Source organism: Allobosea sp. FBZP-16, from assembly GCF_002831785.1.
In the GTDB taxonomy this organism is placed as follows: domain Bacteria; phylum Pseudomonadota; class Alphaproteobacteria; order Rhizobiales; family Beijerinckiaceae; genus Allobosea; species Allobosea lupini.
In genome coordinates this window covers 87,082-109,328 of record NZ_LNCQ01000006.1, presented here as the reverse complement: position 1 = coordinate 109,328, position 22,247 = coordinate 87,082, and the positions used below count along the sequence as shown (strand labels likewise).

Below are 22,247 nucleotides of genomic sequence, written 5' to 3'. Positions count from 1 at the left end.
GACGTGAAGGGCGCTGCCGGGCCTCCGGCAGCGCCCTTTTTCAATCCCGGCAGGCCGCGACCCTACTGCTTCTGCAGCCAGTCGATCACTTCGGCCACCGCGACGCGTGGTGTCGTCTGATGGTCGGCCTCGACGACGAGGCGCGTGCCGGAGTAAGCGGCGCGATCGTTCATCGCTGGGCGATCGCCCGTGCCGATCACCCAGAGCGTCGGAGCGCGGACACCGCTCGCCTGGGCAGCCTGGGCTGCCGGCCCGGAGGGATCGAAGAAGTTGAGATAGGCCTCGGCCGTGGTGGTGATGGGGAAGGTCCGGCCCTGGTTGAAGTCGAGGAACTTCGCCTTCTGCGCCCCCTGCCCGGCCGCGACCATCGCCTTGGCCTGCGCAAGACTCTCGCCGGTCTGGCTGGCGATGAAGTCCGGGCGATGCCCCGGCGCCAGCGCCACGACCGCGTCGACGCCGCCGACGCGAGCGGCATAGCCCATGGAGATGTTGGCTCCGAGGCTATGTCCGGCGAGCACGATCCGGGACGCTCCACCGGCCTTCAGCCGCGAGACGGCAGCCTGCACCTCGCCGAGCGTCTGGTCATAGGTCCTGTAGCCGGACGTCCAAGACATCCGCGGCAGCAGGACGGTCGCGCCACGCGCCTTCAGCGCCTGGGCCAATGGCTGGAGGGGACCTTGCCCACCTGCCTTGCCGTGGATGAGCACTACGCCCGCGCCGCGCAGGTCGAACGCCGAGGCGGGCGCCATCGCGCCGAGCGCGACCGCAGCCGAGAGCAATGGTACGAGCGCGCGGCGCCGCATTGCTCGCAATGTCCAAGAGAGCTCTTGCACGACAAGCCTTCTCCTCATTCTACGACGATAGCTTTCCGACTATGGGGGCAAGACCGCCCGACGGAGGATCCTTGACCGGATCCGGCCTGGACAGGTCGCAAGAAAAAGCGCTGCCGGGGCTGTTCGACCTCACCCCGGCAGCGCTGGCAGCCGTACCCTGGCACGGCTGCTTCAGTCTCTAAGACGCCCATCCGGGCTTGGAAACCTGAGCACTTTCGCCGATGCCGGCATCGGCATGCCGGCCGGGGTGTCAGACGCATCGTCTCGCCGGACGGCGAGATCGAGCCCGTCCTGAGCCGGCCGCTCGATGTTCACCCCGGCGCGCTCGCGCTCAAACCTGCGCCGGCTGCGCGCGAGGCGCGCCCCCAACGTATCGAATCCCGGCATCGAATCGCCCCCGCTCTCCTGCCGCCTGATCCAGCTATGATCGCAAGCAGACATGGCCGCATCCCCCATTTGGGGGGTGCAGCCATTGTTTCGCCATGAGCGAAGGCAGGATTCGAGCGGACCTGGAGGCTGGCGTCAGCCCTCCGGCAGGCCGAGCATCAGGCGGATGTTCTGGACAGCGGCGCCGGACGCGCCCTTGCCGAGATTGTCGAGGCGGGCGACGAGTACGGCCTGGCCGAGATCGGCATTGCCGTAAACGCGCAGCTCGAGCTTGTTGGTGTCGTTGAGGGCCTCCGGCTCGAGCTTGCCACTCGGATCGGCAGGCAGGACGCTGACATAGGTCGAGCCGGCATAGCGCTCGGCCAAGGCCGTTTCGAGATCGGCAGGCGTCGGCTTGCCGGGCAGCGTGTCGAGATGCAGCGGCACTGAAACCAGCATGCCCTGCCGGAAATTGCCGACCGAGGGCACGAAGATCGGCCGCCGCTCCAGCCGCGAATAGACCTGCAGCTCGGGCAGATGCTTGTGCTTGAGACCGAGGCCGTAGAGCTCGAAATCGGGCGCCGTGCCGGCCTCATAGGCCTCGATCATGCTCTTGCCGCCGCCGGAATAGCCGGAGACCGCATTGACGCTAACGGGATAGTCGGCCGGCAGCAGCCCGGCATCGACGAGCGGGCGCAGCAGCGCGATGCCGCCGGTGGGGTAGCAGCCGGGATTGGCAACCCGGTTGGCGTTGGCGACCTTCTGGGCGAAGCCCGGCTCGAGCTCGGCGAAGCCATAGGTCCACCCGGCTGCGACCCGATGGGCGGTCGAGGCGTCGACGATCTTCGGCGCGCTGCTGCCGAGCTCGTCAGCGAGCGCGACGGATTCTTTGGCCGCATCGTCGGGCAGGCAGAGCACGACGAGATCGACATCGGCCATCATCGCCTTGCGGGCGGCAGGGTCCTTGCGTTTGTCGGGATCGATGCTCTTGACCACGACTTCCGCCACATCGGCGAGACGCTCGCGGATTCCGAGCCCGGTCGTGCCGGCTTCGCCGTCGATGAAGATGGATTTCAGGTTCTGGCTCATCGGACCCTCGCAAGGCGTCTGGTGGAAGCGGACGGAACTGGTTGGCTGGCTCTGGAACTTGGCCTTGTCGCAAGAGCGGACATCAGTTTTGCGACGGGCATAAAAAAACCGCGCTCGGGGCGCGGTCGCGGGCGTTCGGGCTGGAAGCCGAGCGTCATCGCGGGCGCGCCGGAGCGGCCTGTTCACTGCGACGTCGGGTCGGGTTCGTGGTCATGCCGGGGCTATATGTTCCCTGCCTGGCGGCCTGTCAATCGGCGCTGTACACCAAGGACGCCAGTCGGTCCTCGATCAGGCGCAGGGCGTCCTCGACCGAAAGGACAGCCGTGTCGACGATCAGCCGGTCGCCCGTCCAGGGCTGATAATCACGTGTCTCCACCGAAGCCCAGTCCGGGAGGACAAATCCCGGAACATCGGGCTGCCGCTGCTCGACCCTGCGGCGATGCTCCGCCTTGTCGGAACAGACGACCTCGATGTCGAGATGCGGCACGGCCGAGGCGCGACCAAGCTGGCGCCATGCCGCCCTGCTCTCGGCGACCGGGTTCACGCAATCGGCCACGACGGCGACGCCGAGCGAAAGGTTCTCGCCGGCGATAGCGAAGGCCATAGTGTAGCCCGCTGCGCCGATGTCGTTGCCCGGCAGTGCCTTGCGCATCACGTGCTCGATGCTGTCGATGCGCAGATAAGCCGCCGACCGCCTCGTCGCGAGCTCGCGGGCAAGAGTCGTCTTGCCCGTGCCGGGAAGTCCACTGAAGACGATCAGCACGGATGTCCCCGCTCGTTCGAGGCTGATTTTTCCAGTCGTAGAAAGCGCTTGATGCTTATCCTTGTCGGGATGATTCAAGCGCCTCGCAACTCGATTCAACCCGCCTTCTTCAGCGCCAGCGCCTGGAGATAGTGCTGCGCCACCGCCGCGCCCGCGATCGCGGTCGCATCGGCATGGTCGTAGGGCGGCGAGACCTCGACGATGTCCATGCCGCGGAAGTCGAGATCGCGGATCGCCCAGACCAGGCGCAGCGCTTCCGCCGAAGAGAAGCCGCCGGCGACCGGCGTGCCGGTACCCGGCGCGAAGGCCGGATCGAGCGCGTCGATGTCGAAGGTGAGATAGGCCGGCCCCTGCCCCACGCGCTCCCTGATCCGCGCGGCGATGCCGTCGACGCCGAGCGCATGCGCCTGATAGGCATCGATCACCGTGATCCCGCAATCGCGCGGCGCGACTGTGCGGATGCCGACCTGGATCGAGCGCTCGGTGTCGATCAGCCCCTCGCGCACCGCCTCGAGCACGAAGGTACCGTGGCTGATCGCGCCGACGCCGTCGTCCCAGGTGTCCTGATGGGCATCGAACTGGACGATGGCGAGCTTGCCATGGCGGGCGACATGGGCGCGCAGCAGCGGCAAGGTGATGAAATGGTCGCCGCCGAGGGTGACGAGCTGGGCACCGCTGGCAATGATCGCCGCCGCTTCGTTTTCGATGGCGCGGGCGCACCCCTGCAGGTCGCTGCGCGGCAGCAGGCAGTCGCCATAGTCGACCACGGCGAGCGTCTCGAACGGGTCAATCCGCGAGGGGTATTGCGCATCGCCGTCGAAGATCGCGCTGACCCGGCGCATAGCCTGCGGTCCGAAGCGGGTGCCGGGCCGGTTCGAGACCGCAAGATCGAAGGGCACGCCCCAGACCACGGCATCGCAGCCGGCGACGTCCTTGCTGTAGCGGCGCCGCATGAAGGAGAGCGCGCCGGCATAGGTCGGGTCGTGGGCCGGCCCCTTGCGGTCGCCGGTGAAGGCGTGGTCGATCGTCGGGGTTTCGGCAGGTTCGGTCATCTCGAAAAATCCGTCGGGAAGTCAGCGCCGGCCGTTCAGCCAGACATAGAGGCACCAGGGCAGGATCAGGGCGAGCCCGGTCAGGACGAGCCGCAGCGTCGTCCAGGCGACCGGATATTGCAGCGCCCTGCCGTCGAGCTCCGGCACGCCATGGATCAGGCCGAGCGCGAAGGCCGGCGCCAGGAAGACGATCAGTGCATTGACGATGCGACGGCCGCGCGGCAGGTCGCTGCGCGCCAGCGCGAGCAACGCCGGCACCGCGACCATGCCGAAGGCGATCAGGACGAACAGGGCGCGCATTGGGGGCTTCCGTTGGCGGCTTCCGGTTGAACAGGACGGCAGCCGATTTAGCACGGCCAGCTTGCAGCTCCAGCCGTCTGCGGCTGCTGTCGCAGCCGATTCTGTCGTTGAGCCGCCCGACCTTGCCTCACCGCCTCGTGAGTGCCGCGGCACGGCTTCGTGATTAGGGCCTCACGACAAGGCCACAGCTTGGTCGATTTGGAGGCGGCAGAGTCGGTTGCCGCCCACCAGGCGCGGCCTATGGCCTTGATCACTTGCTATCGCGACTTTGGAGGCTGTCATGACAAAGACCCTGATCGCAGCACTCGCTTTGGCCGGCTCCTTCGGGAGTTTCGCGCTCCAATCGCCGGCATCGGCTGCCGTCGGCGGCTCAGGCACTCACGGCCTGATCACCACCGCCGCGAGCAACCGGACGATGCAGAACCAGCACATGACCCAGCCCCCGGCGGACCCGCAGACGCAGGCCTACCCGGTCTACCACGACTCGCCGACGGCAACCTGGTACTCGCCGCCGATGAACCGGATGCCCTGCCATTTCACCGAGGCCTTCGTCGAAGGGCGGATGCGGCAGGTCGAAGTCTGCAACTGACTTAGCGACCGCCGCCGACCCGGATGATCGAGCCGACCATGTAGGACGCAGCCTCGGAGAGCGCGAACAGCACGGCTTCGGCGATCTCCTCCGGCTCGGCGACCCGCTTCAGCGGGATCGTGGGGGCGATGCGGTCGACGCGGCCGGCATCGCCGGTCGAAAGCGCGTGGATATCCGTCTGCGTCATGCCAGGTGCCACTGCGTTGACACGGATGCCGGCCGGAGCGAGCTCGATCGCGAGGCCGATCGTCATGGAATCGACCGCCGCCTTCGACGCGGCGTACCAGACGTATTCGTTGGGCGAGCCGAGCCCAGCCGCAATCGAGGAGATGTTGACGATGGCGCGGTTCTTCGCGCCATCGTTGGCGAGCAGGGCCTGTGCCGCCTCGCGTGCCACCAGGATCGCGCCGGTGACGTTGAGGTCGATGCAGGCGCGGATGACCTGCGGATCCGACTTGGCGAGCGGACTGCTCTTGCCGGTAATCGCAGCGTTGTTGACGACCGCAGTCAGCGGGCCGAGCGCCGCCTTGGCCTCCGCGAAGACGCGGGCAATGTCGGCGAGGTTTCCCATGTCGCCCTGGATCGCGACCGCCCTCGCCCCCGCCCGGCCGCAGGCTGCGACGACATCGGCCGCTGCCTGCGCATTGCCCTGATAGTTGACGGCAACGTCATAGCCGCGCTCGGCGGCAAAGCGGCAGATCGCGGCGCCGATGCCGCGGCTGCCGCCGGTGACGAGAAGGACGGGACGGTCGGACATGCGGACGGCTCTCCTGTGAAGTCAGTGCGAGGTTTGGATGGAGGCCGAGCCTCAGGCGCTGCTGGCGATCGCCTCGATCTTCTCGATCCCGCCGAGCTTCGGCGCGAAGGAAGCCCAGACCTTGCGTGCGCCGGCCTCCCAGCCGGGGCGGTCCTCCGGCTGCACGACCCTGCCGCCCTCGGCCTTGGCCTTGGCCATCGAAGCGTCCTCGTCGGCGACGATGAGCTCGTCGAAATAGCCCGCCGCTTCCCCAGCCGCCGCAGCGAAGGCCGTCGTGTCCTCAGCAGAGAGGCCCTTCCAGAAGCTGGCCGAGACCGCCACAACACCGGTCGCCCAGATGTGACCGGTCTCGATCAGATAGGGCACGACCTCGTGCAGCTTGAAGCCGACATAGGCCGATTTGGTCAGGTCCATGCAATCGACGACGCCCGTCTTCAGGGCGTTGTAGGTCTCCGGGATCGGGATCGGCGTCGGATGGGCGCCCAAGCCCGACCAGAGCTCGGTGTGCAGCGGGCTCTGGATGACGCGGATGCGCTTGCCCTTGACGCTGGCGGGGGTGGTCAGCGGCTCCCTGGCGAGGAGATGGCGGGCGCCATAATTGATGAAGCCGAGCACGACGAAGCCTTGCGCCTCGTATTTGCGCTTGAGCTCCTCGCCGAGCGGCCCGGCCAGCACGCGCTTTAGATGGGCGCGGTCACGGAACAGGAAAGGCAGATCGAGCAGCTGGCCGTCCGGCACCCAGGATGACAGCGCCGAGATCGTGAACAGCGAGGCCTGGACCGAGCCGAGACGCAAGCCCTCGGCGACCTCCTTCTCGCCGCCGAGCGCGGCATTGGGGACGACGCGCAGGTCGAAGCGGCCGGCAGCGCTCTGCGCGAGTTTCTCGGTGACACGGCGCCAGATCTTCGTCTCCGGCTTGTCCTCGCCGAGCAGCGAGGCGACCGTGACCGGCCGGCCGGCGGCGACGGCGCGGCCCGCGAGGATGGCTGGTGCCGCGATCGAGGCGGCAGCGAAAGCGCGGCGGGTCAAAGCCATCGGAACAACTCCTTGTAGGGCAGAGGTAGCGACGGCCAGGCCGCCACCGCAAGACAGAGGACGAAGAGCGCGACGAGCAGGCTCGCCAGCAAGGGCAGCACTGCGCGGAACACCGCGGCCGGCGACAAGCGCATGATGCCGCTGGCGACAAAGACGAGGATGCCGAGCGGCGGCGTCAGCCCGTGGATCATCAGATTGACCACCAGCACGACGCCGAACTGGATCGGATCGAGCCCGGCGGCGATGGCCGCCGGCAGCAGCAGCGGTGCCAGCAGCAGGATCGCGGCGCCGATATCGAGGAACAGGCCGGCGATCAGCAGGACGAGATTGGAAAGCAGCATCACCGCGAGCGGCCCACCGCCCAGCGCGGTCACCAGCCCGGCCATCTGCTCGGAGACGCGATCGACTGCGAGAAGGAAGGCGAAGGGCGCGGAGGCACCGATCAGCAAGCCGACGGCCGCCGCCTCCCCCGCCGCCTTGCGCAAGGAGGCCAGCACGGTCGCGCCGTTCAGGCTGCGCAGCAGCAGGCAGGCGACGAGCGCATAGGCGACGGCGAGCGCCGAGGCTTCGGTCACCGTGACCACGCCGAAGCGGATGCCGACAACGACGACGATGCCGAGCCCGATCGCCGGCAGCGCCCCGACAAAGGACCGTGCGCGCTCCGCGCCGCTGGCACGAGGCGCGGAATCGACGACGCCGCGCACGCTCAGATGGATCCCGATGGCGAGCGCCGCCGTCAGGACCGCGCCAGCGACGAAGCCGCCGACCAGCAAGGAGCCGACCGAGAGATTGGTCGCCGCCGCAAGGATCAGGAACGCGATCGAAGGCGGGATGATGTTGTCCAGCATCGAGACGCCCGCGACGATCGCCGCCGCATTGGCCGGCGGATAGCCGCGCGCCACCAGAGCCGGCGCCATCACCTTTGCGCCGAAGGCGGCATTGGCGACCGAAGAACCGGAGGCGCCCGAAAACAACACGCTTGCGACCAGCGCAGTCTGGGCCAGCCCGGCCCGAAGATGCCCGACCAGCGCGGCGGCAAAGCGCACCAGCCGCTCTGCGAGACCGCCCGCGGTCAAGAGTTCACCCGCGAGCAGGAAGAACGGGATCGCCAGCAGCAGAAACTTCGAGACGCCCGCCACCGTGTTCTGGACGATGGCCGGTTCCGGCAGCAGGCCGCCGAAGGCGCCCGAGAGTGAGACGCCAGCGAGGAGGGCAAAGGGCAGTGGCGCACCGAGCAGGAGGCTTGCTGCTGCGGCAAGCCCGGCAACCAGGCTCGGCGTTGCTATGAAAAGGTCGGTCGCGCTGTTCGCCAGCCCATAGAGACCTGCACCGATCACGAGCGCACCGAGCGCCGCCGGCCAGGACTGCGTCAGTGCCGCCCGCCAGAGCACGACGACGAGCGTCAGCCCCCCACCCACCGCAAAGGTCGCAAAGCGCAGGCTTTCGGGCAGTCCGAGCACGGTCGAGGTGCCGCCGACGAGCGCCGCGACGCTGGCGCCGCCCAGCGCCAGCACCAGCGCGCCATGGACGGCGATCGCTTCCGCCAGAATGGCGGCGACGCGTCGTCCCGCCGCGGGCAACAGGCTGACGACGACGTCGAGCCGCATGGCGAGCGCGCTGGTCGCCGCGAGCGGCGCGCCGACCGCGACCAGGGCGACATTGAGCCAGATCGCAAGCTCGTCCGACCAGACGAGGCCGTCTCCGAGCAGATAACGGCGCGCAACCGCGGCCATCACCACAAGGAAAAGCACGGCGAGTATCGCCGCGCCCAGCCATTCCAGCAGGGTGACGAGTACGGCCAGCCCACGCTCACTCATCAGACGAGCGGAGGATCGGGGCAGCGCAGCGGCCATGGCAGCGCCCGGCACCTTGATCAGCGCAAGGGCGAGAAATGCGTCGGCCGCAGGATCCGGCTGCGCATCTCGAGAACGTAAGGGGCTGCCTTGGCGCGGAAGACCTGCCAGCGCGGATCGGCCTCCATCGCGGCGCGTCGGCGCTCGCGATCGCCGGCATCCTCGAAGCGCCACATGTGCACGACCTCGTTGACGACGCCCGTGTCGGTGGTGAACCAGCCGATCAGATGGCCGAGATGCGAGATCTGCAGCTCCATCCCCTCGGCGACATAAAGGTCGAGATAGTCGCGCACATGGGCGGGCTTGATGGCGTAGGTGCGCTCGTCGAGGATCATCCCAATCCCTCATGGCAAACGGCAAGAACCGCATAGCGGCGAGCGATCAGTAGCCGTCTTCATGGCAAAGCCCAACCGGCGCGACTTCGGCCCAGCCTGCGATCGGCGCATGACGGCGGCGCGGCGCGCCCGGCAACGAAGGGGCTTCGCATGGCGCCCGCGTCGCGGAGAAGAATGAACTGCAAGCCGGCCACCAAGAGCAATATCTTGCTTTTTTGGGCAACCCGGGCGCTCAGCCGCCATGCAGATAAAGATCGGCCGCCACATCGCCGCGATAGCGCGCTTCGGCCAGCACGAACCCGGCTTGTCGCAGCAGGTGCACCGAGGCGCCGTTGGCCGGATCGACCGTGGCCCTCACTGGCGTGACGCCGCGCTCCGCGGCGAAGGCGACGAGGCCAGCGAGCAGCTCCGAGCCTAGACCCCGGCCCCAGCTGGCGCGTCTCAGCCCGTATATCACCTCCTGTGTACCATCGCCCGGACGGGCGAAGCCGGCCCAGCCGATCAAATCGCCACCAGCGCGCTCGACCACCGCGCCGGTGCCATAGCCGAAGCGTTCGAGATTGGCGGCCGAGCGCTCGATCCAGAGCGCAGCGACATCAGGCGCAAGCGGCTGGCCATCGTCGACGAAGCGATGAACCTCCGGGTCGGCAAAGAGGTCGACGAGCAAGGGCGCATCTGCGGCGACGAAGGGGCGCACGACGAGACGCGCCGTCACGAGCTGGGATCGATGGATCATACGCCCAACAGAACAGCCCGGCCGAGATTCTGGCGAGGATGGAAGTGCGGCATGGCTGCTTTGGGGCGACAATCCGGCCCCGATAGTGGGAGAGCTGCGCTGTCTCGAGGAGTCAGCGGTCAGTCCTCTCGGCAGCGCTTTCGAGAATCCTGACAGTCTCTTCCAAACTTTCCTTCACGCCGAGTTGGAAGTCCTTGCGGAAGGCGATGATCGTGTCAGGGGGCTGGCCCTTGAAGGTGTAGACGACGCTGACCTGGTCGGGATTGACGTAGACCGGCTTGCCGTCGCTGGGCGAGGTGAACTTGCAGAGTTTTGGCACGGGGTCTCTCCGGGACGACCGAACGATTCACCGGAGCCTAGCAAAAAACGGAGGCCCCGCCCCCTCGGCGGAAGCAGGGCCTGCAGTATCAGCGCGCGATGCGGGGGCGTCCGCCGCAGAACTGCTGCTCGACCGCACGCTCGTAGCCGAGCTCGCGGTCATAGACCATGACGGTGCGCGTCAGGCAGTCGCCATCCTGCACCAGCCCGGTGTTGATGAGTCGGCCGTTGGGATCGGCGACGACGGTCGGGCCGCAGGCCGCTGCTGCGGACGCAAGGCCGAGGGCGACGATGAACTTCGCGGTACGGGTCATGGCAGCCGCTCACATATAGAGGCCGCGGCCGCAGCGGCGCACGCGCCGGTTCTCGTAGTAGCCGGTGTAGCGGTTGAACACCCGCACCGTCTTGTAGAGGCAGTACTTGCCGTCGTTGCGGCCGTCGTAATAGGTCCGGCCGGTATCCAGGTCGACGCCAAGGAATTCGTCCTTGCCCTTCTTGCCCTGGGCGAAGGCCGGAGCGGCCGCGAGGCTGAGAGCAGCGAACCCTGCTGCGGCGATGGCGATCTTGAGCATGGCATTTCTCCTGTCTTGCGGCGGAAATATGTCCAGCACCGCCGACGAGGCTTGCGTCGGTCAGTGCGGTTTTCGCGCGCGCCCCGCATGTTTATCCATGGTGAGCAGCCGGATCGGCAGGCAGATCACCGTTCTTCCCCCATGAAGGCATAGCAGATGAGCTTGCGGCTTTGCTACCCGCAACACGCCGCAATCTGGCCACGATTAGGCCACGAGCCAGGATCCATGGTTTCGCGAGACGTCGATGCCTTCCCCGCAGCGCGGCGCCGGCCATGGCCTAAGCTGGTCGTGAAGGGATTGGAGCGGGTACCGGGAATCGAACCCGGGTATTCAGCTTGGAAGGCTGCTGCTCTACCATTGAGCTACACCCGCGTCGGCCGCCAAATTCCGCATCAGGCCGGTCAGTGTCAACCCATTCCGGCGAAGAAGATGGTCTCATCCACCTGAGGCGTGCGCGCGCAAGCTCACGTATCGCTCAAGGCACGCTGGCCGAGCCAGATCGCCGCGCCGGTGAACAGGCCGAGCGCCGCCCCACCGACGAGCGTGCCGAAGGCCAGCGCGCCGGCCGCAGCGACGGCCGTGCTGAAAAGCGCAATTCCCATCGTCATTCTCCCCAACGGAAAATTAGCCAGGCCGCGCCCCACGGCAGCCCCCATTTGGGGGAGGAAGAGCCGATTTCGAGTCCCGTTGAACGAAAAGTGAGCGTCGATTCCCCCCAAATGGGGGGCGAAGGAGCCCCTCGAGCCTGATACCCATCAGCCGCAGGGGAACCTCATGTCCAACCTCGACGAGCTCTGCTGCCCGTTCAGGGCCGAGATTATTTCGGCGATGCCGCGACCGTTGGTCATGCTGATCCACGGCATGGGCATGTTGGCCCTGCTATTTCTCGAGTTCTGATTCGCCGCCGCGCGTTCGCCGCCGCCGCGACATGATGCCCGGCGCCGCCCTGCCGCAACTTCAGCGTTTGGCCATCTCGATATCGGGGATCGTCGGTCCGCTGGCGCCACGCTCGCCTTCCACGATGGGCGGCGATGGATTCCGCGAGATCCGCAGCGCGATATAGATCGCGACCGCGACAGAGAGCGTGACGAGATAGATCAGCATGCCCTGCGGCCCCCTGAGCTGCATCAGCAAGGTCGCGGCCAGCGGCCCGATCGCCGAGCCGGTGCCCCAGAGGAAGAGGAGCTGGGCCGAAAGCCCGACGGCCTGGTCGCGTCCCATGCGGAAATAGGCGTGCGTGACCGCGACCGTATAGAGCGGGATGCTGCAGCCGCCGATCAGGGCGAACAGACCGAAGAGCCAGATGCGGCCATGGGCGGCGTCGACCTCCAGCAATGTCGCCAGCCCGGCCGCGGCCACCGCGACGATACTGGTGGCGACCAGCATGATCAGGCGGCTGGCGACCCGGTCCGCCAGCAGGCTCATCGGCCATTGCAGCAGCAGCGCGCCGATCTGGATGCCGGCGGTGAGCAGGATGGTGGCCCGCAGGTCGAGGCCGGAGAGAATGCCGTAGGCGGGGGCGACGCTGGTCAATGGGCCGCCGACCATGCCGACATAGAGGCAGCCGACCACCGCGGCCGGCGCCTGCTGCCACAGCGTCCGCAGGCCGACGGAGACGATCTCGCTCGATTCGGGGCCCCTCGCCCGCGTCAGCGCCACCGGGATCAGCGCGATCGAGAAGGCCATGCTGGCGAACAGGAAGACGTCCTGCGACTGGATCGCGACATAGCCGATGCCGATCTGCGAGCCGATCAGCGCGACGCGGTTGAGGATCTGGTAGATGCCGAAGATGCGGCCGCGCTGCGACCGGTTGGCCTGCCCGCTGATCCAGCTCTCGATGCAGATGCCGTGGCCGGCCGCTGCCAGGCCCATGACCAGGCGCGAAATCCCCCACCAGGCTTCCGGCAGCAAGGGAAAGCTCAGCGTCGAGACCGCCTGGAGCGCGGCAAACACGGCAAAGCCACGGATGTGGCCGACGCGGCGGACGAGCGAGGGATTGACGAAGCAGCCGATCAGGAACCCAAGCGAATAGGCCGAGGCGACGAGGCCGATCAGCAGCGGCGGCTGTTTCGCGATCGCCATCTGCAACGGCACGACCGTGTTCACGATCGTCCCGGCGACCTGCAGGATCAATGCGCCTGCAACGATGGCGCCGAGCGCGGCGACAGAACCGCCCCCTTGGGTCTTTGCTGTCACTGCACCGTCATACCCGAATAGCCGATCCGCCGAGGCTATCAGCTCGCCCGGATTCGGGGAAGGCAGAGTATCCGGCACTCTCGCCTTGCAGACATCACCGCGTGGCGGATGCGGGCAGAAAGATGAAGAATGGAAGGAAGACAGCCCTCAAAGAGCAAGGTGGTGGGGGAAGCAGGACTCGAACCTGCGAAGGCATAGCCAGCGGATTTACAGTCCGCCCCCTTTGCCGCTCGGGACATTCCCCCGCCTTGCCGCAGGCCAACCCGAGAGCTGGCCGCAACCGCCTGTTTCACTTTTGTGAAGGGCGGCAGGCGCGGGCGGACTTATGAGGAGAGGGCCGCCGCCTGTCAACGCCAAAAAGCATTCGCCGACAGCAATCGTCGCGGCGCCCACTCAATCCTGCGGCCAAGCAGCACGATGGCGCCTGCGCCAGTCCATCGCAGCAGGCACGAAGGCCTGGAACGGCGTTTTTTCCGGCCGCTCGATCGCGTCGGCGAGATCGGGTGGAGGATAAATTAGGCTGCGCACGCCATGGCGATGCACCCAAACCGGCAATTCCCCCTGCCGGGCGAACATGGCGATGACCTGCCTGACCAGCTCGCTGCGCAGCGCCCGCGAACTGCCGACGGGCCGCGCCACCACGCAGAAGCGCGCGAACGGATTTGAATGATCCCCCTCGCCCTCCAGGCAGAAGATCACGCCGCAACGATCCGGCCGCGCCTCGTCCGGCATGGCGTCGATGCGCCGCCACAGGCAGAACCAGCGCCGGCAGATCTCCGGCCGCGTCGCATGGATGCCGCAGCCGTTGCCCGTGTTGTGGCGGCACATGATGCCAGCCGGCTTGCCGACCGCGGAATCGACGATGCGCAGCACCTCGCAGCAGGCGACGCAGACGCCGCAATCGCGTCCAGGCACGAGATGGTTGAGCGTCCGGCCGGAGCGCATCGTGCCGGCCTGCGAACTCTCCGCCATGGCGCGCCTCCCGGGCAGCGACGAACGGCCGAATCTAGCGCGGATCATGACCTGTCGGAAGCGAGACCTCGGACCCGCTCCAGCACGAAGGCGGCACGCGTCTCGACATCGGCGCGCGGCAGTTCGACCAGCTCATAGCCATGGTCGCGATAGGCCGCCGTGACCGCCTCATGGGTGCGCTCGGCCTCGGCAAAGTCCTGCTTGCGCTCGGCATCCTGCGCGTAGATCTCGCGCCAGGGCGGTGCGACGAAGACAATGCGGGCATAGCGGAAGGCACGGGCCGCGCGCTCGACATGCTCCGGCACCGGCAGCCCGCACAGCCGCAGATAGCCAATGCTGTCGGCCACGCCGCGATCGAAGAAGACCGGAGCCATCCCCGCCTGCGCTTCGGCATGGGAGCGCAGGTCGAAATTCAGCATCAGCTCGGCGAACAAGGCCCGGTCGCGCCAGGGCAAGGCCGGCCCGTCGATGGCAAGCTGGTCGCGGATGATCGCCCGCCCGGCTTCAGGGGCGATCATGTGGCCTGCCGCAGCCAGCGCCGTCAGCAGAGTGGTCTTGCCGGCCCCCGGCCCGCCGGTGAGGACAAACAGGCGTCGATCCGTCTTCGTCATCGGCATTGTTCCCCGTACATGAATGCGTTGAAAATCCCGCCTCCCCGCCTTCGGGCTGGCCAAGCCGGCCGCGCCATGGCAGGGCATGGCATCACCTTTCCGGAGCCATGATGTCCGCCCCGCCCCGCCCCCGTTTCCAGAATCGCCGCGGCCGTCCGGACCGGGACGGCCCGCCGCCGCACCGGCCCGGCGAGATCGACGAGGCGATCCTCTATGGCGCCCATCCCGTGATCGAGGCGCTGCGCAACCCGCGCCGACGCTTCCGCAAGCTGCTCGCCACCGAGAATGCACTGAAGCGCCTGAGCGAGGAGATCGGCGAACTGCCGATCGAGCCGGAAATGGTCCGGCCGTCGCAGATCGACCGGCTGTTGACGCCCGACGCGGTGCATCAGGGGCTCTATCTCGTCTGCGATCCCCTGCCCTCGCCCGATCTCGACAGCTTGCCGGACGATGCGATCGTCCTGGCGCTCGACCAGATCACCGACCCGCACAATGTCGGGGCGATCCTGCGCTCGGCCGCTGCCTTCGCGGTCGCCGCAGTGATCGTCACCATCCGCCATTCGCCGGCGGCGACGGGCGTGCTGGCGAAATCGGCCTCCGGCGCCCTGGAGCATGTGCCGCTGGTCGCGGTGAAGAATCTGGGGGATGCGCTCGACAAGCTGGGCGAGCGCGGTTTCCTGCGGCTCGGCTTCGATTCGGAAGGGGAGATCTCGCTCGACGAGGTCCCGCTGCGCCGTCCTCTGGTACTGGTGATGGGCGCCGAGGGCAAGGGCCTGCGCCAGCGCTCGCGCGAGCTTTGCGACCATCTCGCCCGGCTCGACATGCCCGGCGCGATCAAGAGCCTCAACGTCTCGAACGCGACCGCGATCGCACTCTACGCCGCGACACGGCGCTAGAACCGGATCCGTCTCTCAATGAATTAGAGCATTGGACCGAAACGTTGAAACCATTTTTCGGACGAATCGGCTGCGACGCCGTTGATCCGCCCCTCAGCGCCGCGCCACACGGCCGTCGCTGCTGAAGCGCATGACCCGGACCACCGGCTGCCCCTGCCGCGTCTCGATCCGATACAGCAACGGATCGGCCGCCGGGGGACGTGCGATGCCGATCGCGACGGGAATCGAGCGCTCCTTGTCCGGGGGCGGCTCGCTTGCCTCCGGCAGCACGACGATGACCCGCTGATCGCCGGATCCGCCGTAGAAGCCGGGATAGCCGGCGCCGTAGACGCCCACGCGGCCGTGACGGCCGTAGCCGGACTTCGCGGCGGGCCGCATCGGTGAAAGGCGCGGCGCCGGAGCGGAAAATCCGCCACTGACCGGCACTGCGCCGAAACCGGGAGCAGCCACGGCCGAAGACGCGGCGACGCATAGCCCCGCGAACACGATACCCAGAGGAATTCCGAGGCGAAGTTTCATCGCCACCTCCCCTTCCTGCGTTCATCGCCGACACGGGCCGACATGGTCAGCGAAAGGTTAGCGGCTTGCGCGCGGCAAGGCGAGTCATGATGGGGTGGGAGCCGAGCCGCCCCTGCCGAATGCTCAATCCTTCGTCTTACGCCTTTCGGTGCAAGACCAAGTGCTCGGTTGAAGATTGCCAGGGGTGGACGCATTCCTAGCCGATCAAACTTGGCTTTTCAAAGGCCTTTTGTCCTGAGTCGGCGTTGGCGCCGACTCCAAGCGAAGAACCGCCTGAAAGGCGGCACGAGGGCGCAGCAGATGGTCTGTAGCGCCTGGGGGAACGAAAAACGGGAGCGCTTCATGAGCATGGCACACGCATCGGCGGCCGCAGGGCCACGGCCGATGAGCAGGGAGGAGAAGAAGGTCATTCTGGCCTCCTCGCTGGGCACGGTCTTCGAATGGTACGATTTCTACCTCTACGGTTCGCTCGCCGTGATGATCGGCGCGCATTTCTTCTCGGCCTTCGATGCCAACACGCGCGCCATCTTCGCCCTGCTCGCCTTCGCCGCCGGCTTCCTCGTGCGCCCGTTCGGCGCGCTGTTCTTCGGCCGGCTCGGTGACCTGATCGGCCGCAAATACACCTTCCTCGTCACCATCCTGATCATGGGCGCCTCGACCTTTCTGGTCGGCCTGCTTCCGAGCTACAACAGCATCGGCTGGATCGCGCCGGTGATCCTGATCGCGCTGCGCATGCTGCAGGGCCTGGCGCTGGGCGGCGAATATGGCGGCGCGGCGGTCTATGTCGCCGAGCACGCTCCCCCGGGGCGGCGCGGCTTCTATACCTCCTTCATCCAGACCACGGCGACGCTCGGCCTGCTGCTGTCGCTGATCGTCATCCTGGGCATCCGCACCACCATGGGCGAGGCCGAGTTCGCCGCCTGGGGCTGGCGCATTCCGTTCCTCGCCTCGATCCTCCTCCTCGCCATCTCGGTCTACATCCGGCTCCAGATGCAGGAATCGCCGGCCTTCCAGAAGATGAAGGAAGAAGGCACGGGGTCGAAGGCGCCGCTGTCTGAGGCCTTCGGCCAGTGGAAGAACGCCAAGATCGCGCTGCTTGCGCTGTTCGGCCTGACCGCCGGCCAGGCTGTCGTCTGGTACACCGGCCAGTTCTACGCCCTGTTCTTCATCCAGAGCATCCTCAAGGTCGATCTCTACACGGCCAACGTGCTGATCGCCTGGTCGCTGATCATCGGCACCGCCGGCTTCGTCATCTTCGGCTCGCTGTCCGACAGGATCGGCCGCAAGCCGATCATCCTGGCCGGCTGCCTGATCGCGGCGCTGACCTATTTCCCGCTGTTCGGCGCGCTCACCAAGGCGGCGAACCCGGGCCTCGCCGCAGCGCATGAGAACGTCAAGGTCCAGGTCGTCGCCGATCCCGCCACCTGCGGCTCGGTCTTCGATCCGGTCGGCGTGCGCACCTTCACCCAGCCTTGCGACATCGCTCGCCGCACGCTGGCCACGCAGGCGATCGTCTACACCCAGGCCCCGGCCCCGGCCGGCACGCCTGCCAAGGTTACGGTCAACGGCAAGGACCTGGCGATCGATGCGACCTTCGCAGCGAACCTCGCCAAGGAGGCGGTCGCGGCCGGCTACCCGGCTGCAGGCGACGCCCGCATCGTCAAGACCGGCTTCCTGAGTGCCCTGTTCGGCGCGCAGTCGCTGACGGTCATCGCGATCCTGACCGTGCTCGTCATCTATGTGACGATGGTCTACGGCCCGATCGCTGCGGCGCTGGTCGAGCTCTTCCCGACCCGCATCCGCTACACCGGCATGTCGCTGCCCTACCATATCGGCAACGGCTGGTTCGGCGGCCTCCTCCCGGCGACCTCGTTCGCCATGGTGGCCGGCACCGGCGACATCTACTACGGCCTCTGGTACCCGATCGTGATCGCGATGATGACCTTCGTCATCGGCATGCTCTTCGTGCCCGAGACCAAGGATCGCGACATCCTGACACACGACAACGACTGATCCCCCAAGCTGGGATCGGCCCAATCGACCTTCGAACCCCGCCCGCGAGGGCGGGGTTTTTCGTTGGACAGCGCGAGCCGAGTGATCATCCTGGATGGGCGGCAAGCGCTGCATCGATGGATCTGGAACCGGATACTTCCAGCTGCCCTAACTGGAGGATCCCGATATCGAAAACCCGTCGCGTCAAGTCGAATCGAATTCTTCGAGCCCGTCGCGAATCAACGTAGAGCAAAGCGACTGTTGTCGAGCACCTGAATGTCGGCGGCTCATTGCTCAACGCAAGATGAGCTAGCCACGGCAGACCGTCACAATCTGATATTAACTCACTTGGGCTAGCTTCTGCTGTCGCGAGGCAGGGTGGGAGCGCTTGATCATGCCTGAAACCGAATCCGGGCATCGTTGACGACGATCGCGATGGACCTTGCGACCCTCTGGTACCTGACGATCGGAACGCTGCTCGTCGCAGCGGCCATGACCCTGTGGGAGCGGCAGGCGCACGCCCGGCGATCGCGGGAACTCGGCATCTGGACGGCTGCCTATGTCGTCTTCGCCCTGGGCTGCCTCCTCGCCATGTCCCGGACCCTGCTGCCCGGTGTGTCCGGCCCCGCGCTAACCAATGTTGTCATGCTCCTCGGCTACCTTCTGGTCCTGCACGGGGTTCTGCTGCTCGATGGCCGATCCCTGCGCCCCGCTCTCGCCGCGGGCTTCCTCGTCGCGATCGGCGCGGCATGGTTCACCGCCGGCGCCGGCTGGGCGAACCTGCTCTGGAACCATGCAAGCGCATTCCCCATCGCTGTTCTGTCTGCCCTGACCGCTCTCGCCTTGTTCCGCAGTCCGATGGCGCAGGGATTGCGCTCCCGTCTGCTCGCGGTCGTCGTCTTCGCCTGCCACGGCCTGACCTATGCGGTCCGCAGCTTCGTCGTGCCGGTCATCGTCTCGGCTCACGGCGACAGCGTTCTACCCATCGTTGCCAAGCTGACGATGTACGAGGCCGTGCTGTTCACGATGACGATGCCCATGGCCCTGATCGCCCTCGTGCGCGAGGAGGACCGGGCCCGGCTCCTGAAGAATGTGCGCACCGACTTTCTGACCGGCCTCAACAACCGGCAAGGCTTCTTCGAGCTCGGTCCCGAGTGTTTGCGCCGCGATGGCGAGAAGGCGTCGCATGCACTGCTCGCCTTCGATCTCGACCACTTCAAGGCGATCAACGACACCCATGGGCACGATGTCGGCGATCAGGTGCTGAAGCTGTTCGCTGGAATCGCACGAGACGCGGCGGGCCACAAGGCCGTTTGTGCCCGACTCGGCGGCGAGGAGTTCGCGCTGCTGCTGCCAGGCGCAAGCGTCGACGAAGCCCGAAAGATCGCAGAGGCCATCACCTGGCGCTTCACGGAGGCGGCGGCGCGCAGCGACGGTCTCGCCATGGCCGCCACTGTCAGCGTCGGGCTGGTGGAGACGATCGCCGATCGGGTCGACCTCTCCGAGCTGCTGGCCGCCGCTGACCGCGCCCTCTACAAGGCCAAGCTGCTCGGGCGCAACCGCATCGAGCTTGCGGAACCCGTAAGGATCGCAGCCGCGGCGTGAGCCTCGGCAACGGTCCGCGAGCCCCTCGGACGTCACGCTGCCATCACACCGGCAGCACCGTGACCGGCGTTCCCAACGCGACGCGGGCGTAAAGGTGGATGATGTCCTGGTTGATCATCCGGATGCAGCCCGAGGAGACATTCGTGCCGACGGTATAGGGCTCTGTCGTGCCGTGGATGCGGTAGCCGAGATCGCGCCCCTCGCCGAAGAGATAGAGGGTGCGGGCTCCGAGCGGGCTCTTCGGCCCGCCGCGGACGCCGGGGCCGCGCGACGTCGGCTCGAGCTGGGCCCTGATCTGCGGGTCGCGATCGATCATCTCCTGCGGCGGCACCCAGTCGGGCCAGTCCCGCTTCATGTTGATCTTCGCCTGGCCCGTCCAGCCGAAGCCCTCACGGCCGACGCCGACACCATAGCGCGTCGCGACGCCCTGCGATTCGACGAAATAGAGATGGTAGGAGCCGGGATCCACGACGATCGAGCCAGGCGGCTCCGGCCGGCGGAACTCGACCGTCTGGCGCAGATAACGCGGCTCGATGCTCTGGTAGTCGATCGCCGGTACCGCAAAGCGCTCGCCCGGATATTCCACATAGACTTGCGCATAATTCGGGCGTGCCAGCGTGCGCGTCAGGCTGGGTCCTCTCGGAGCGGCGATCTCCGGCAGCGCCACGATGCTGCCCCCTCCGCCGCAGCCGGCGAGACCGGGGGCAAGGAGCGACAGGGACGACATGGTAAAGGATCGGCGGCTCAGCATGGGCACATCTCAGACAAGGCTTTTGCAAAAGCATCGACTTAGATGGTTACGAGCCGGTGAATGCCGGGGCGTGAGTTTCCGCCGCGCTTCAGAACCGCATCTCGACGTCCCTTGAGGGCGTGGTCTCTGGAGCGTTCGCCGATGGCGGCGGCGTACGTCGGGCCGAGAGCGGTGCCGCCGCGAACATAGCCTTGGGGGATGCGCCGGCGATCATGGCGGAGCCGGCCAGCTCACCGCCGGCCTTGCCCTCGCCTCCCCGGCCTGATACCGCAGCGCAAAGGGCCGGCGTAGCACAGCGGTAGTGCAGCGGTTTTGTAAACCGAAGGTCGGGAGTTCGATCCTCTCCGCCGGCACCATCCGACTTCGGTGGCCTGTCGCTTGCTTGCCATGCCGCCGCGACGACGAGGACGACCGGAGCCCACCGAGCGATGACCTCTGCCGACCAGCGCGACCACTTGCTCGCCCTCGCGCAACGCTGCGAGCGCACCGGCCGCCCCGACCGCAATCTCGACGCCGACATCTACGAGGCGCTTGGCTTCACCGTGCGGCGCAAGCCGACCACCCTGCTCGCCCCGCGCACGCCGCCCGGCGGCATCTACCAGCAGGGCTCGCTCTGGAAGGCGATCGGCCGGATCAGCGCCGAGATCGACGTCGCGGTCGGCGTCATCCGGCAGAAGGCCCCGGACTGGAACTGGAGCCTGCAGTCGGTTGCGACCGAGGAGCAGACCTATGAGGCGCTGGTCGCCGGCTGTTCCGGCCAGGGCGCGCTCGCCTCGCTCGCGCTCTGCGCCGCCCTGCTCAAGGCATTCGCGCGCAGCCGCTCCGATCAGCCCCCGACCCAGGGCGAGCGCTGAAACCATCCCGATTTCAAGGGCAAGGCCGATCTGGCGAAGAGATCGAATCAACCCGCCCCGGCGAAGCCGCACAGCGACGACAAACTCACGGACAATTGACCCGAGGCAACTAAACGCCGGTTGAAGGCGTTGTTTGCCCAGTTAGTTTGACGCTCGGGCGAGCAATGCCCAGGGCACGAATCCGGCTGGCGGGGCGCCATCCGGGAGAGGTCGTGCCCTTCTCGTTGTTGGAGCCTGATCGATGGCCCGTTTCGAAGCCTCGCGCCGCACTGTCATGGCGGGCGCCGGCGCGCTCGCTGCAGCTGCCGCGCTCGACCTGCCCGCCGGCATCGCGCCGGCCCACGCGCAAGGAGCGTCCGTGAACCAGAACCCGGGTTTCTACCGCTACAAGGTCGGCGACATCACCGTCACCGCCCTGAACGACGGCTTCGCCAAGCGCCCGCTCGAAGGCTTCGTGCGCAATGCCGAGCTCGCGGACGTCAAGAAGGCGATGGAGCAGGCGTATCTGCCGAGCGACGCCCTCTCGATCACCTTCACCACGCTGGCGCTGCAGATCGGCGACAAGATCACCCTGATCGACACTGGTAACGGCGATTCCGGCGCGCCGACCTCGGGCGCCTGGATGAAGAACTTCCAGGCTGCCGGGCTCGACCCGAAGAATGTCTCGACCGTGGTCTTCAGCCATTTCCACGGCGACCACATCAACGGCTTCCGGCTGAAAGACGGCACCGCCGTGTTCCCGAACGCCGAAGTGATGGTGCCAGCGGCCGAATGGGCCTTCTGGATGGACGACGCCAAGATGAATGCCGCGCCCGAGGCAATGAAGGGTGCCTTCGCCGGCGTGCGCCGCGTTTTCGGCCCGGTCGCCAAGGATGTGAAGCAATACGAGGCGGGCAAGGAGATCGTCCCGGGCGTGACCGCGATCGCCGCCCCCGGCCATACCCCCGGCCATACCGTCTTCGCCGTCTCCTCCGGCAGCGGCAAGCTGATGGTGCTGTCCGACACCACCAACCACCCGGCCCTGTTCGTGCGCAATCCCGACTGGTCGGCGGTGTTCGACATGGACGGGCCGCAGGCCGCCGCCACCCGCCGCAAGCTGCTCGACATGGCCGTCGCCGACAAGATGCAGGTCTGCTTCTACCACGCCCCTTTCCCCGCCACCGGCCATATCGCCAAGGCGGGCAACGGCTTCGAGCTCGTACCGGTGCAGTGGAGCAGCGCGATCTGAGACCCTCGCGCTTCCGCTGGGAAAG

At 67.1% G+C, this 22,247-nt stretch carries 26 protein-coding genes and 3 tRNA genes; 8 read left to right on the top strand and 21 right to left on the bottom strand.

From position 1 onward, the window contains the following. Positions 1–62 precede the first annotated feature (62 nt). From CXY91_RS00935 to CXY91_RS00910, 5 genes are all read right to left on the bottom strand, one after another. A complete protein-coding gene (locus CXY91_RS00935) occupies positions 63–833 on the bottom strand; it encodes an alpha/beta fold hydrolase (protein WP_158673217.1) in 771 nt (256 codons plus the stop codon). Between the two features lie 522 nt (positions 834–1,355). Then, positions 1,356–2,288: an N-acetyl-gamma-glutamyl-phosphate reductase gene (gene argC / locus CXY91_RS00925; RefSeq protein ID WP_100958927.1), complete on the bottom strand. Its 933-nt coding sequence runs from the start codon at positions 2,286–2,288 to the stop codon at positions 1,356–1,358. A gap of 247 nt (positions 2,289–2,535) precedes the next feature. Then, positions 2,536–3,129, bottom strand: a complete 594-nt coding sequence (locus CXY91_RS00920; RefSeq protein ID WP_248307300.1) for a P-loop nucleotide/nucleoside kinase family protein — start codon at positions 3,127–3,129, stop codon at positions 2,536–2,538. A 17-nt stretch (positions 3,130–3,146) separates the two neighbouring features. Beyond that, on the bottom strand, positions 3,147–4,103 hold the full coding sequence (gene speB, locus CXY91_RS00915; RefSeq protein WP_091829846.1) for an agmatinase: 957 nt from the start codon (positions 4,101–4,103) through the stop codon (positions 3,147–3,149). A 21-nt stretch (positions 4,104–4,124) separates the two neighbouring features. After that, a complete protein-coding gene (locus CXY91_RS00910; RefSeq protein ID WP_091829848.1) occupies positions 4,125–4,403 on the bottom strand; it encodes a hypothetical protein in 279 nt (92 codons plus the stop codon). Between the two features lie 280 nt (positions 4,404–4,683). On the opposite strand from CXY91_RS00910, the gene CXY91_RS00905 reads away from it, so the two are divergent. After that, entirely contained in the window at positions 4,684–4,992 is a 309-nt protein-coding gene (locus CXY91_RS00905; RefSeq protein ID WP_091829850.1) for a hypothetical protein, read from the top strand. 1 nt (position 4,993) lies between these two features. Here CXY91_RS00905 and CXY91_RS00900 read toward each other — a convergent pair whose 3' ends face one another. From CXY91_RS00900 to CXY91_RS29960, 10 genes are all read right to left on the bottom strand, one after another. Then, a complete protein-coding gene (locus CXY91_RS00900) occupies positions 4,994–5,749 on the bottom strand; it encodes an SDR family oxidoreductase (protein WP_100958925.1) in 756 nt (251 codons plus the stop codon). A 51-nt stretch (positions 5,750–5,800) separates the two neighbouring features. Next, entirely contained in the window at positions 5,801–6,784 is a 984-nt protein-coding gene (locus tag CXY91_RS00895; protein ID WP_100958924.1) for a TRAP transporter substrate-binding protein, read from the bottom strand. Then, positions 6,775–8,601 carry a TRAP transporter large permease gene (locus CXY91_RS00890; protein ID WP_248307299.1) on the bottom strand — a complete coding sequence of 609 codons (1,827 nt, stop codon included), beginning with the start codon at positions 8,599–8,601 and terminating at the stop codon, positions 6,775–6,777. The genes CXY91_RS00895 and CXY91_RS00890 overlap by 10 nt, the downstream gene beginning before the upstream one ends. Before the next feature lie 56 nt (positions 8,602–8,657). After that, positions 8,658–8,972: an NIPSNAP family protein gene (locus CXY91_RS00885; RefSeq protein ID WP_057192325.1), complete on the bottom strand. Its 315-nt coding sequence runs from the start codon at positions 8,970–8,972 to the stop codon at positions 8,658–8,660. Positions 8,973–9,204: 232 nt separating this feature from the next. Continuing rightward, positions 9,205–9,687, bottom strand: coding sequence for a GNAT family N-acetyltransferase (locus CXY91_RS00880; RefSeq protein WP_158673216.1), 483 nt, complete (start codon positions 9,685–9,687; stop codon positions 9,205–9,207). 133 nt (positions 9,688–9,820) lie between these two features. Beyond that, entirely contained in the window at positions 9,821–10,027 is a 207-nt protein-coding gene (locus CXY91_RS00875; protein ID WP_100958921.1) for a hypothetical protein, read from the bottom strand. Positions 10,028–10,115: 88 nt separating this feature from the next. Continuing rightward, positions 10,116–10,340 (bottom strand): hypothetical protein, encoded by a 225-nt coding sequence (locus CXY91_RS00870; RefSeq protein ID WP_091829864.1) that lies wholly within the window; start codon positions 10,338–10,340, stop codon positions 10,116–10,118. 9 nt (positions 10,341–10,349) lie between these two features. Next, positions 10,350–10,598, bottom strand: a complete 249-nt coding sequence (locus CXY91_RS00865; protein ID WP_091829866.1) for a hypothetical protein — start codon at positions 10,596–10,598, stop codon at positions 10,350–10,352. A 298-nt stretch (positions 10,599–10,896) separates the two neighbouring features. After that, positions 10,897–10,970: transfer RNA gene (locus CXY91_RS00860), tRNA-Gly, on the bottom strand. Between the two features lie 92 nt (positions 10,971–11,062). Next, positions 11,063–11,200: a hypothetical protein gene (locus CXY91_RS29960; RefSeq protein ID WP_158673215.1), complete on the bottom strand. Its 138-nt coding sequence runs from the start codon at positions 11,198–11,200 to the stop codon at positions 11,063–11,065. 172 nt (positions 11,201–11,372) lie between these two features. Here CXY91_RS29960 and CXY91_RS31085 point away from each other — a divergent pair, with 172 nt between their 5' ends. Further along, positions 11,373–11,495, top strand: coding sequence for a hypothetical protein (locus CXY91_RS31085; RefSeq protein WP_282569349.1), 123 nt, complete (start codon positions 11,373–11,375; stop codon positions 11,493–11,495). Between the two features lie 60 nt (positions 11,496–11,555). Here CXY91_RS31085 and CXY91_RS00855 read toward each other — a convergent pair whose 3' ends face one another. From CXY91_RS00855 to CXY91_RS00840, 4 genes are all read right to left on the bottom strand, one after another. Next, positions 11,556–12,794 (bottom strand): MFS transporter, encoded by a 1,239-nt coding sequence (locus tag CXY91_RS00855; protein WP_158673214.1) that lies wholly within the window; start codon positions 12,792–12,794, stop codon positions 11,556–11,558. 160 nt (positions 12,795–12,954) lie between these two features. Continuing rightward, positions 12,955–13,039, bottom strand: a tRNA-Tyr gene (locus CXY91_RS00850). Between the two features lie 148 nt (positions 13,040–13,187). Then, positions 13,188–13,766 (bottom strand): hypothetical protein, encoded by a 579-nt coding sequence (locus tag CXY91_RS00845; protein WP_100958919.1) that lies wholly within the window; start codon positions 13,764–13,766, stop codon positions 13,188–13,190. Between the two features lie 44 nt (positions 13,767–13,810). Then, positions 13,811–14,377 carry an AAA family ATPase gene (locus CXY91_RS00840; RefSeq protein WP_100958918.1) on the bottom strand — a complete coding sequence of 189 codons (567 nt, stop codon included), beginning with the start codon at positions 14,375–14,377 and terminating at the stop codon, positions 13,811–13,813. 107 nt (positions 14,378–14,484) lie between these two features. Between CXY91_RS00840 and rlmB the strand changes: the two genes are divergently transcribed. Beyond that, positions 14,485–15,273 (top strand): 23S rRNA (guanosine(2251)-2'-O)-methyltransferase RlmB, encoded by a 789-nt coding sequence (gene rlmB / locus CXY91_RS00835; RefSeq protein WP_100958917.1) that lies wholly within the window; start codon positions 14,485–14,487, stop codon positions 15,271–15,273. A gap of 93 nt (positions 15,274–15,366) precedes the next feature. Here rlmB and CXY91_RS00830 read toward each other — a convergent pair whose 3' ends face one another. After that, complete coding sequence (locus CXY91_RS00830) at positions 15,367–15,792, bottom strand: hypothetical protein (protein WP_158673213.1); 426 nt, start codon at positions 15,790–15,792, stop codon at positions 15,367–15,369. A gap of 342 nt (positions 15,793–16,134) precedes the next feature. Here CXY91_RS00830 and CXY91_RS00825 point away from each other — a divergent pair, with 342 nt between their 5' ends. Together CXY91_RS00825 and CXY91_RS00820 are read left to right on the top strand one after the other, a co-directional pair. After that, on the top strand, positions 16,135–17,805 hold the full coding sequence (locus CXY91_RS00825) for an MFS transporter (RefSeq protein ID WP_244543683.1): 1,671 nt from the start codon (positions 16,135–16,137) through the stop codon (positions 17,803–17,805). 414 nt (positions 17,806–18,219) lie between these two features. Next, a complete protein-coding gene (locus tag CXY91_RS00820) occupies positions 18,220–19,389 on the top strand; it encodes a GGDEF domain-containing protein (protein ID WP_158673212.1) in 1,170 nt (389 codons plus the stop codon). A 43-nt stretch (positions 19,390–19,432) separates the two neighbouring features. On the opposite strand, the gene CXY91_RS00815 is transcribed toward CXY91_RS00820, so the two are convergent. Next, entirely contained in the window at positions 19,433–20,116 is a 684-nt protein-coding gene (locus CXY91_RS00815; protein WP_091829882.1) for a L,D-transpeptidase, read from the bottom strand. Positions 20,117–20,421: 305 nt separating this feature from the next. Here CXY91_RS00815 and CXY91_RS00810 point away from each other — a divergent pair. The 3 genes from CXY91_RS00810 to CXY91_RS00800 all read left to right on the top strand — a co-directional run bounded on the left by CXY91_RS00810 (position 20,422) and on the right by CXY91_RS00800 (position 22,222). Next, positions 20,422–20,496: transfer RNA gene (locus tag CXY91_RS00810), tRNA-Thr, on the top strand. A 72-nt stretch (positions 20,497–20,568) separates the two neighbouring features. Further along, positions 20,569–20,994: a hypothetical protein gene (locus CXY91_RS00805; protein WP_100958914.1), complete on the top strand. Its 426-nt coding sequence runs from the start codon at positions 20,569–20,571 to the stop codon at positions 20,992–20,994. Between the two features lie 241 nt (positions 20,995–21,235). Further along, positions 21,236–22,222 (top strand): MBL fold metallo-hydrolase, encoded by a 987-nt coding sequence (locus CXY91_RS00800; RefSeq protein ID WP_091829885.1) that lies wholly within the window; start codon positions 21,236–21,238, stop codon positions 22,220–22,222. Positions 22,223–22,247: the final 25 nt, after the last annotated feature.

Coding starts and splice junctions, on each gene's coding strand:
- argC (WP_100958927.1), bottom strand. CDS start 2,288: ATGAGCCAGAACCTGAAATCCATCTTCATCGACGGCGAAGCCGGCACG.
- speB (WP_091829846.1), bottom strand. CDS start 4,103: ATGACCGAACCTGCCGAAACCCCGACGATCGACCACGCCTTCACCGGC.
- CXY91_RS00910 (WP_091829848.1), bottom strand. CDS start 4,403: ATGCGCGCCCTGTTCGTCCTGATCGCCTTCGGCATGGTCGCGGTGCCG.
- CXY91_RS00905 (WP_091829850.1), top strand. CDS start 4,684: ATGACAAAGACCCTGATCGCAGCACTCGCTTTGGCCGGCTCCTTCGGG.
- CXY91_RS00900 (WP_100958925.1), bottom strand. CDS start 5,749: ATGTCCGACCGTCCCGTCCTTCTCGTCACCGGCGGCAGCCGCGGCATC.
- CXY91_RS00895 (WP_100958924.1), bottom strand. CDS start 6,784: ATGGCTTTGACCCGCCGCGCTTTCGCTGCCGCCTCGATCGCGGCACCA.
- CXY91_RS00890 (WP_248307299.1), bottom strand. CDS start 8,601: ATGAGTGAGCGTGGGCTGGCCGTACTCGTCACCCTGCTGGAATGGCTG.
- CXY91_RS00885 (WP_057192325.1), bottom strand. CDS start 8,972: ATGATCCTCGACGAGCGCACCTACGCCATCAAGCCCGCCCATGTGCGC.
- CXY91_RS00870 (WP_091829864.1), bottom strand. CDS start 10,340: ATGACCCGTACCGCGAAGTTCATCGTCGCCCTCGGCCTTGCGTCCGCA.
- CXY91_RS00865 (WP_091829866.1), bottom strand. CDS start 10,598: ATGCTCAAGATCGCCATCGCCGCAGCAGGGTTCGCTGCTCTCAGCCTC.
- CXY91_RS29960 (WP_158673215.1), bottom strand. CDS start 11,200: ATGGGAATTGCGCTTTTCAGCACGGCCGTCGCTGCGGCCGGCGCGCTG.
- CXY91_RS31085 (WP_282569349.1), top strand. CDS start 11,373: ATGTCCAACCTCGACGAGCTCTGCTGCCCGTTCAGGGCCGAGATTATT.
- CXY91_RS00845 (WP_100958919.1), bottom strand. CDS start 13,766: ATGGCGGAGAGTTCGCAGGCCGGCACGATGCGCTCCGGCCGGACGCTC.
- CXY91_RS00840 (WP_100958918.1), bottom strand. CDS start 14,377: ATGACGAAGACGGATCGACGCCTGTTTGTCCTCACCGGCGGGCCGGGG.
- rlmB (WP_100958917.1), top strand. CDS start 14,485: ATGATGTCCGCCCCGCCCCGCCCCCGTTTCCAGAATCGCCGCGGCCGT.
- CXY91_RS00830 (WP_158673213.1), bottom strand. CDS start 15,792: ATGAAACTTCGCCTCGGAATTCCTCTGGGTATCGTGTTCGCGGGGCTA.
- CXY91_RS00825 (WP_244543683.1), top strand. CDS start 16,135: ATGAGCATGGCACACGCATCGGCGGCCGCAGGGCCACGGCCGATGAGC.
- CXY91_RS00820 (WP_158673212.1), top strand. CDS start 18,220: ATGGACCTTGCGACCCTCTGGTACCTGACGATCGGAACGCTGCTCGTC.
- CXY91_RS00815 (WP_091829882.1), bottom strand. CDS start 20,116: ATGTCGTCCCTGTCGCTCCTTGCCCCCGGTCTCGCCGGCTGCGGCGGA.
- CXY91_RS00805 (WP_100958914.1), top strand. CDS start 20,569: ATGACCTCTGCCGACCAGCGCGACCACTTGCTCGCCCTCGCGCAACGC.
- CXY91_RS00800 (WP_091829885.1), top strand. CDS start 21,236: ATGGCCCGTTTCGAAGCCTCGCGCCGCACTGTCATGGCGGGCGCCGGC.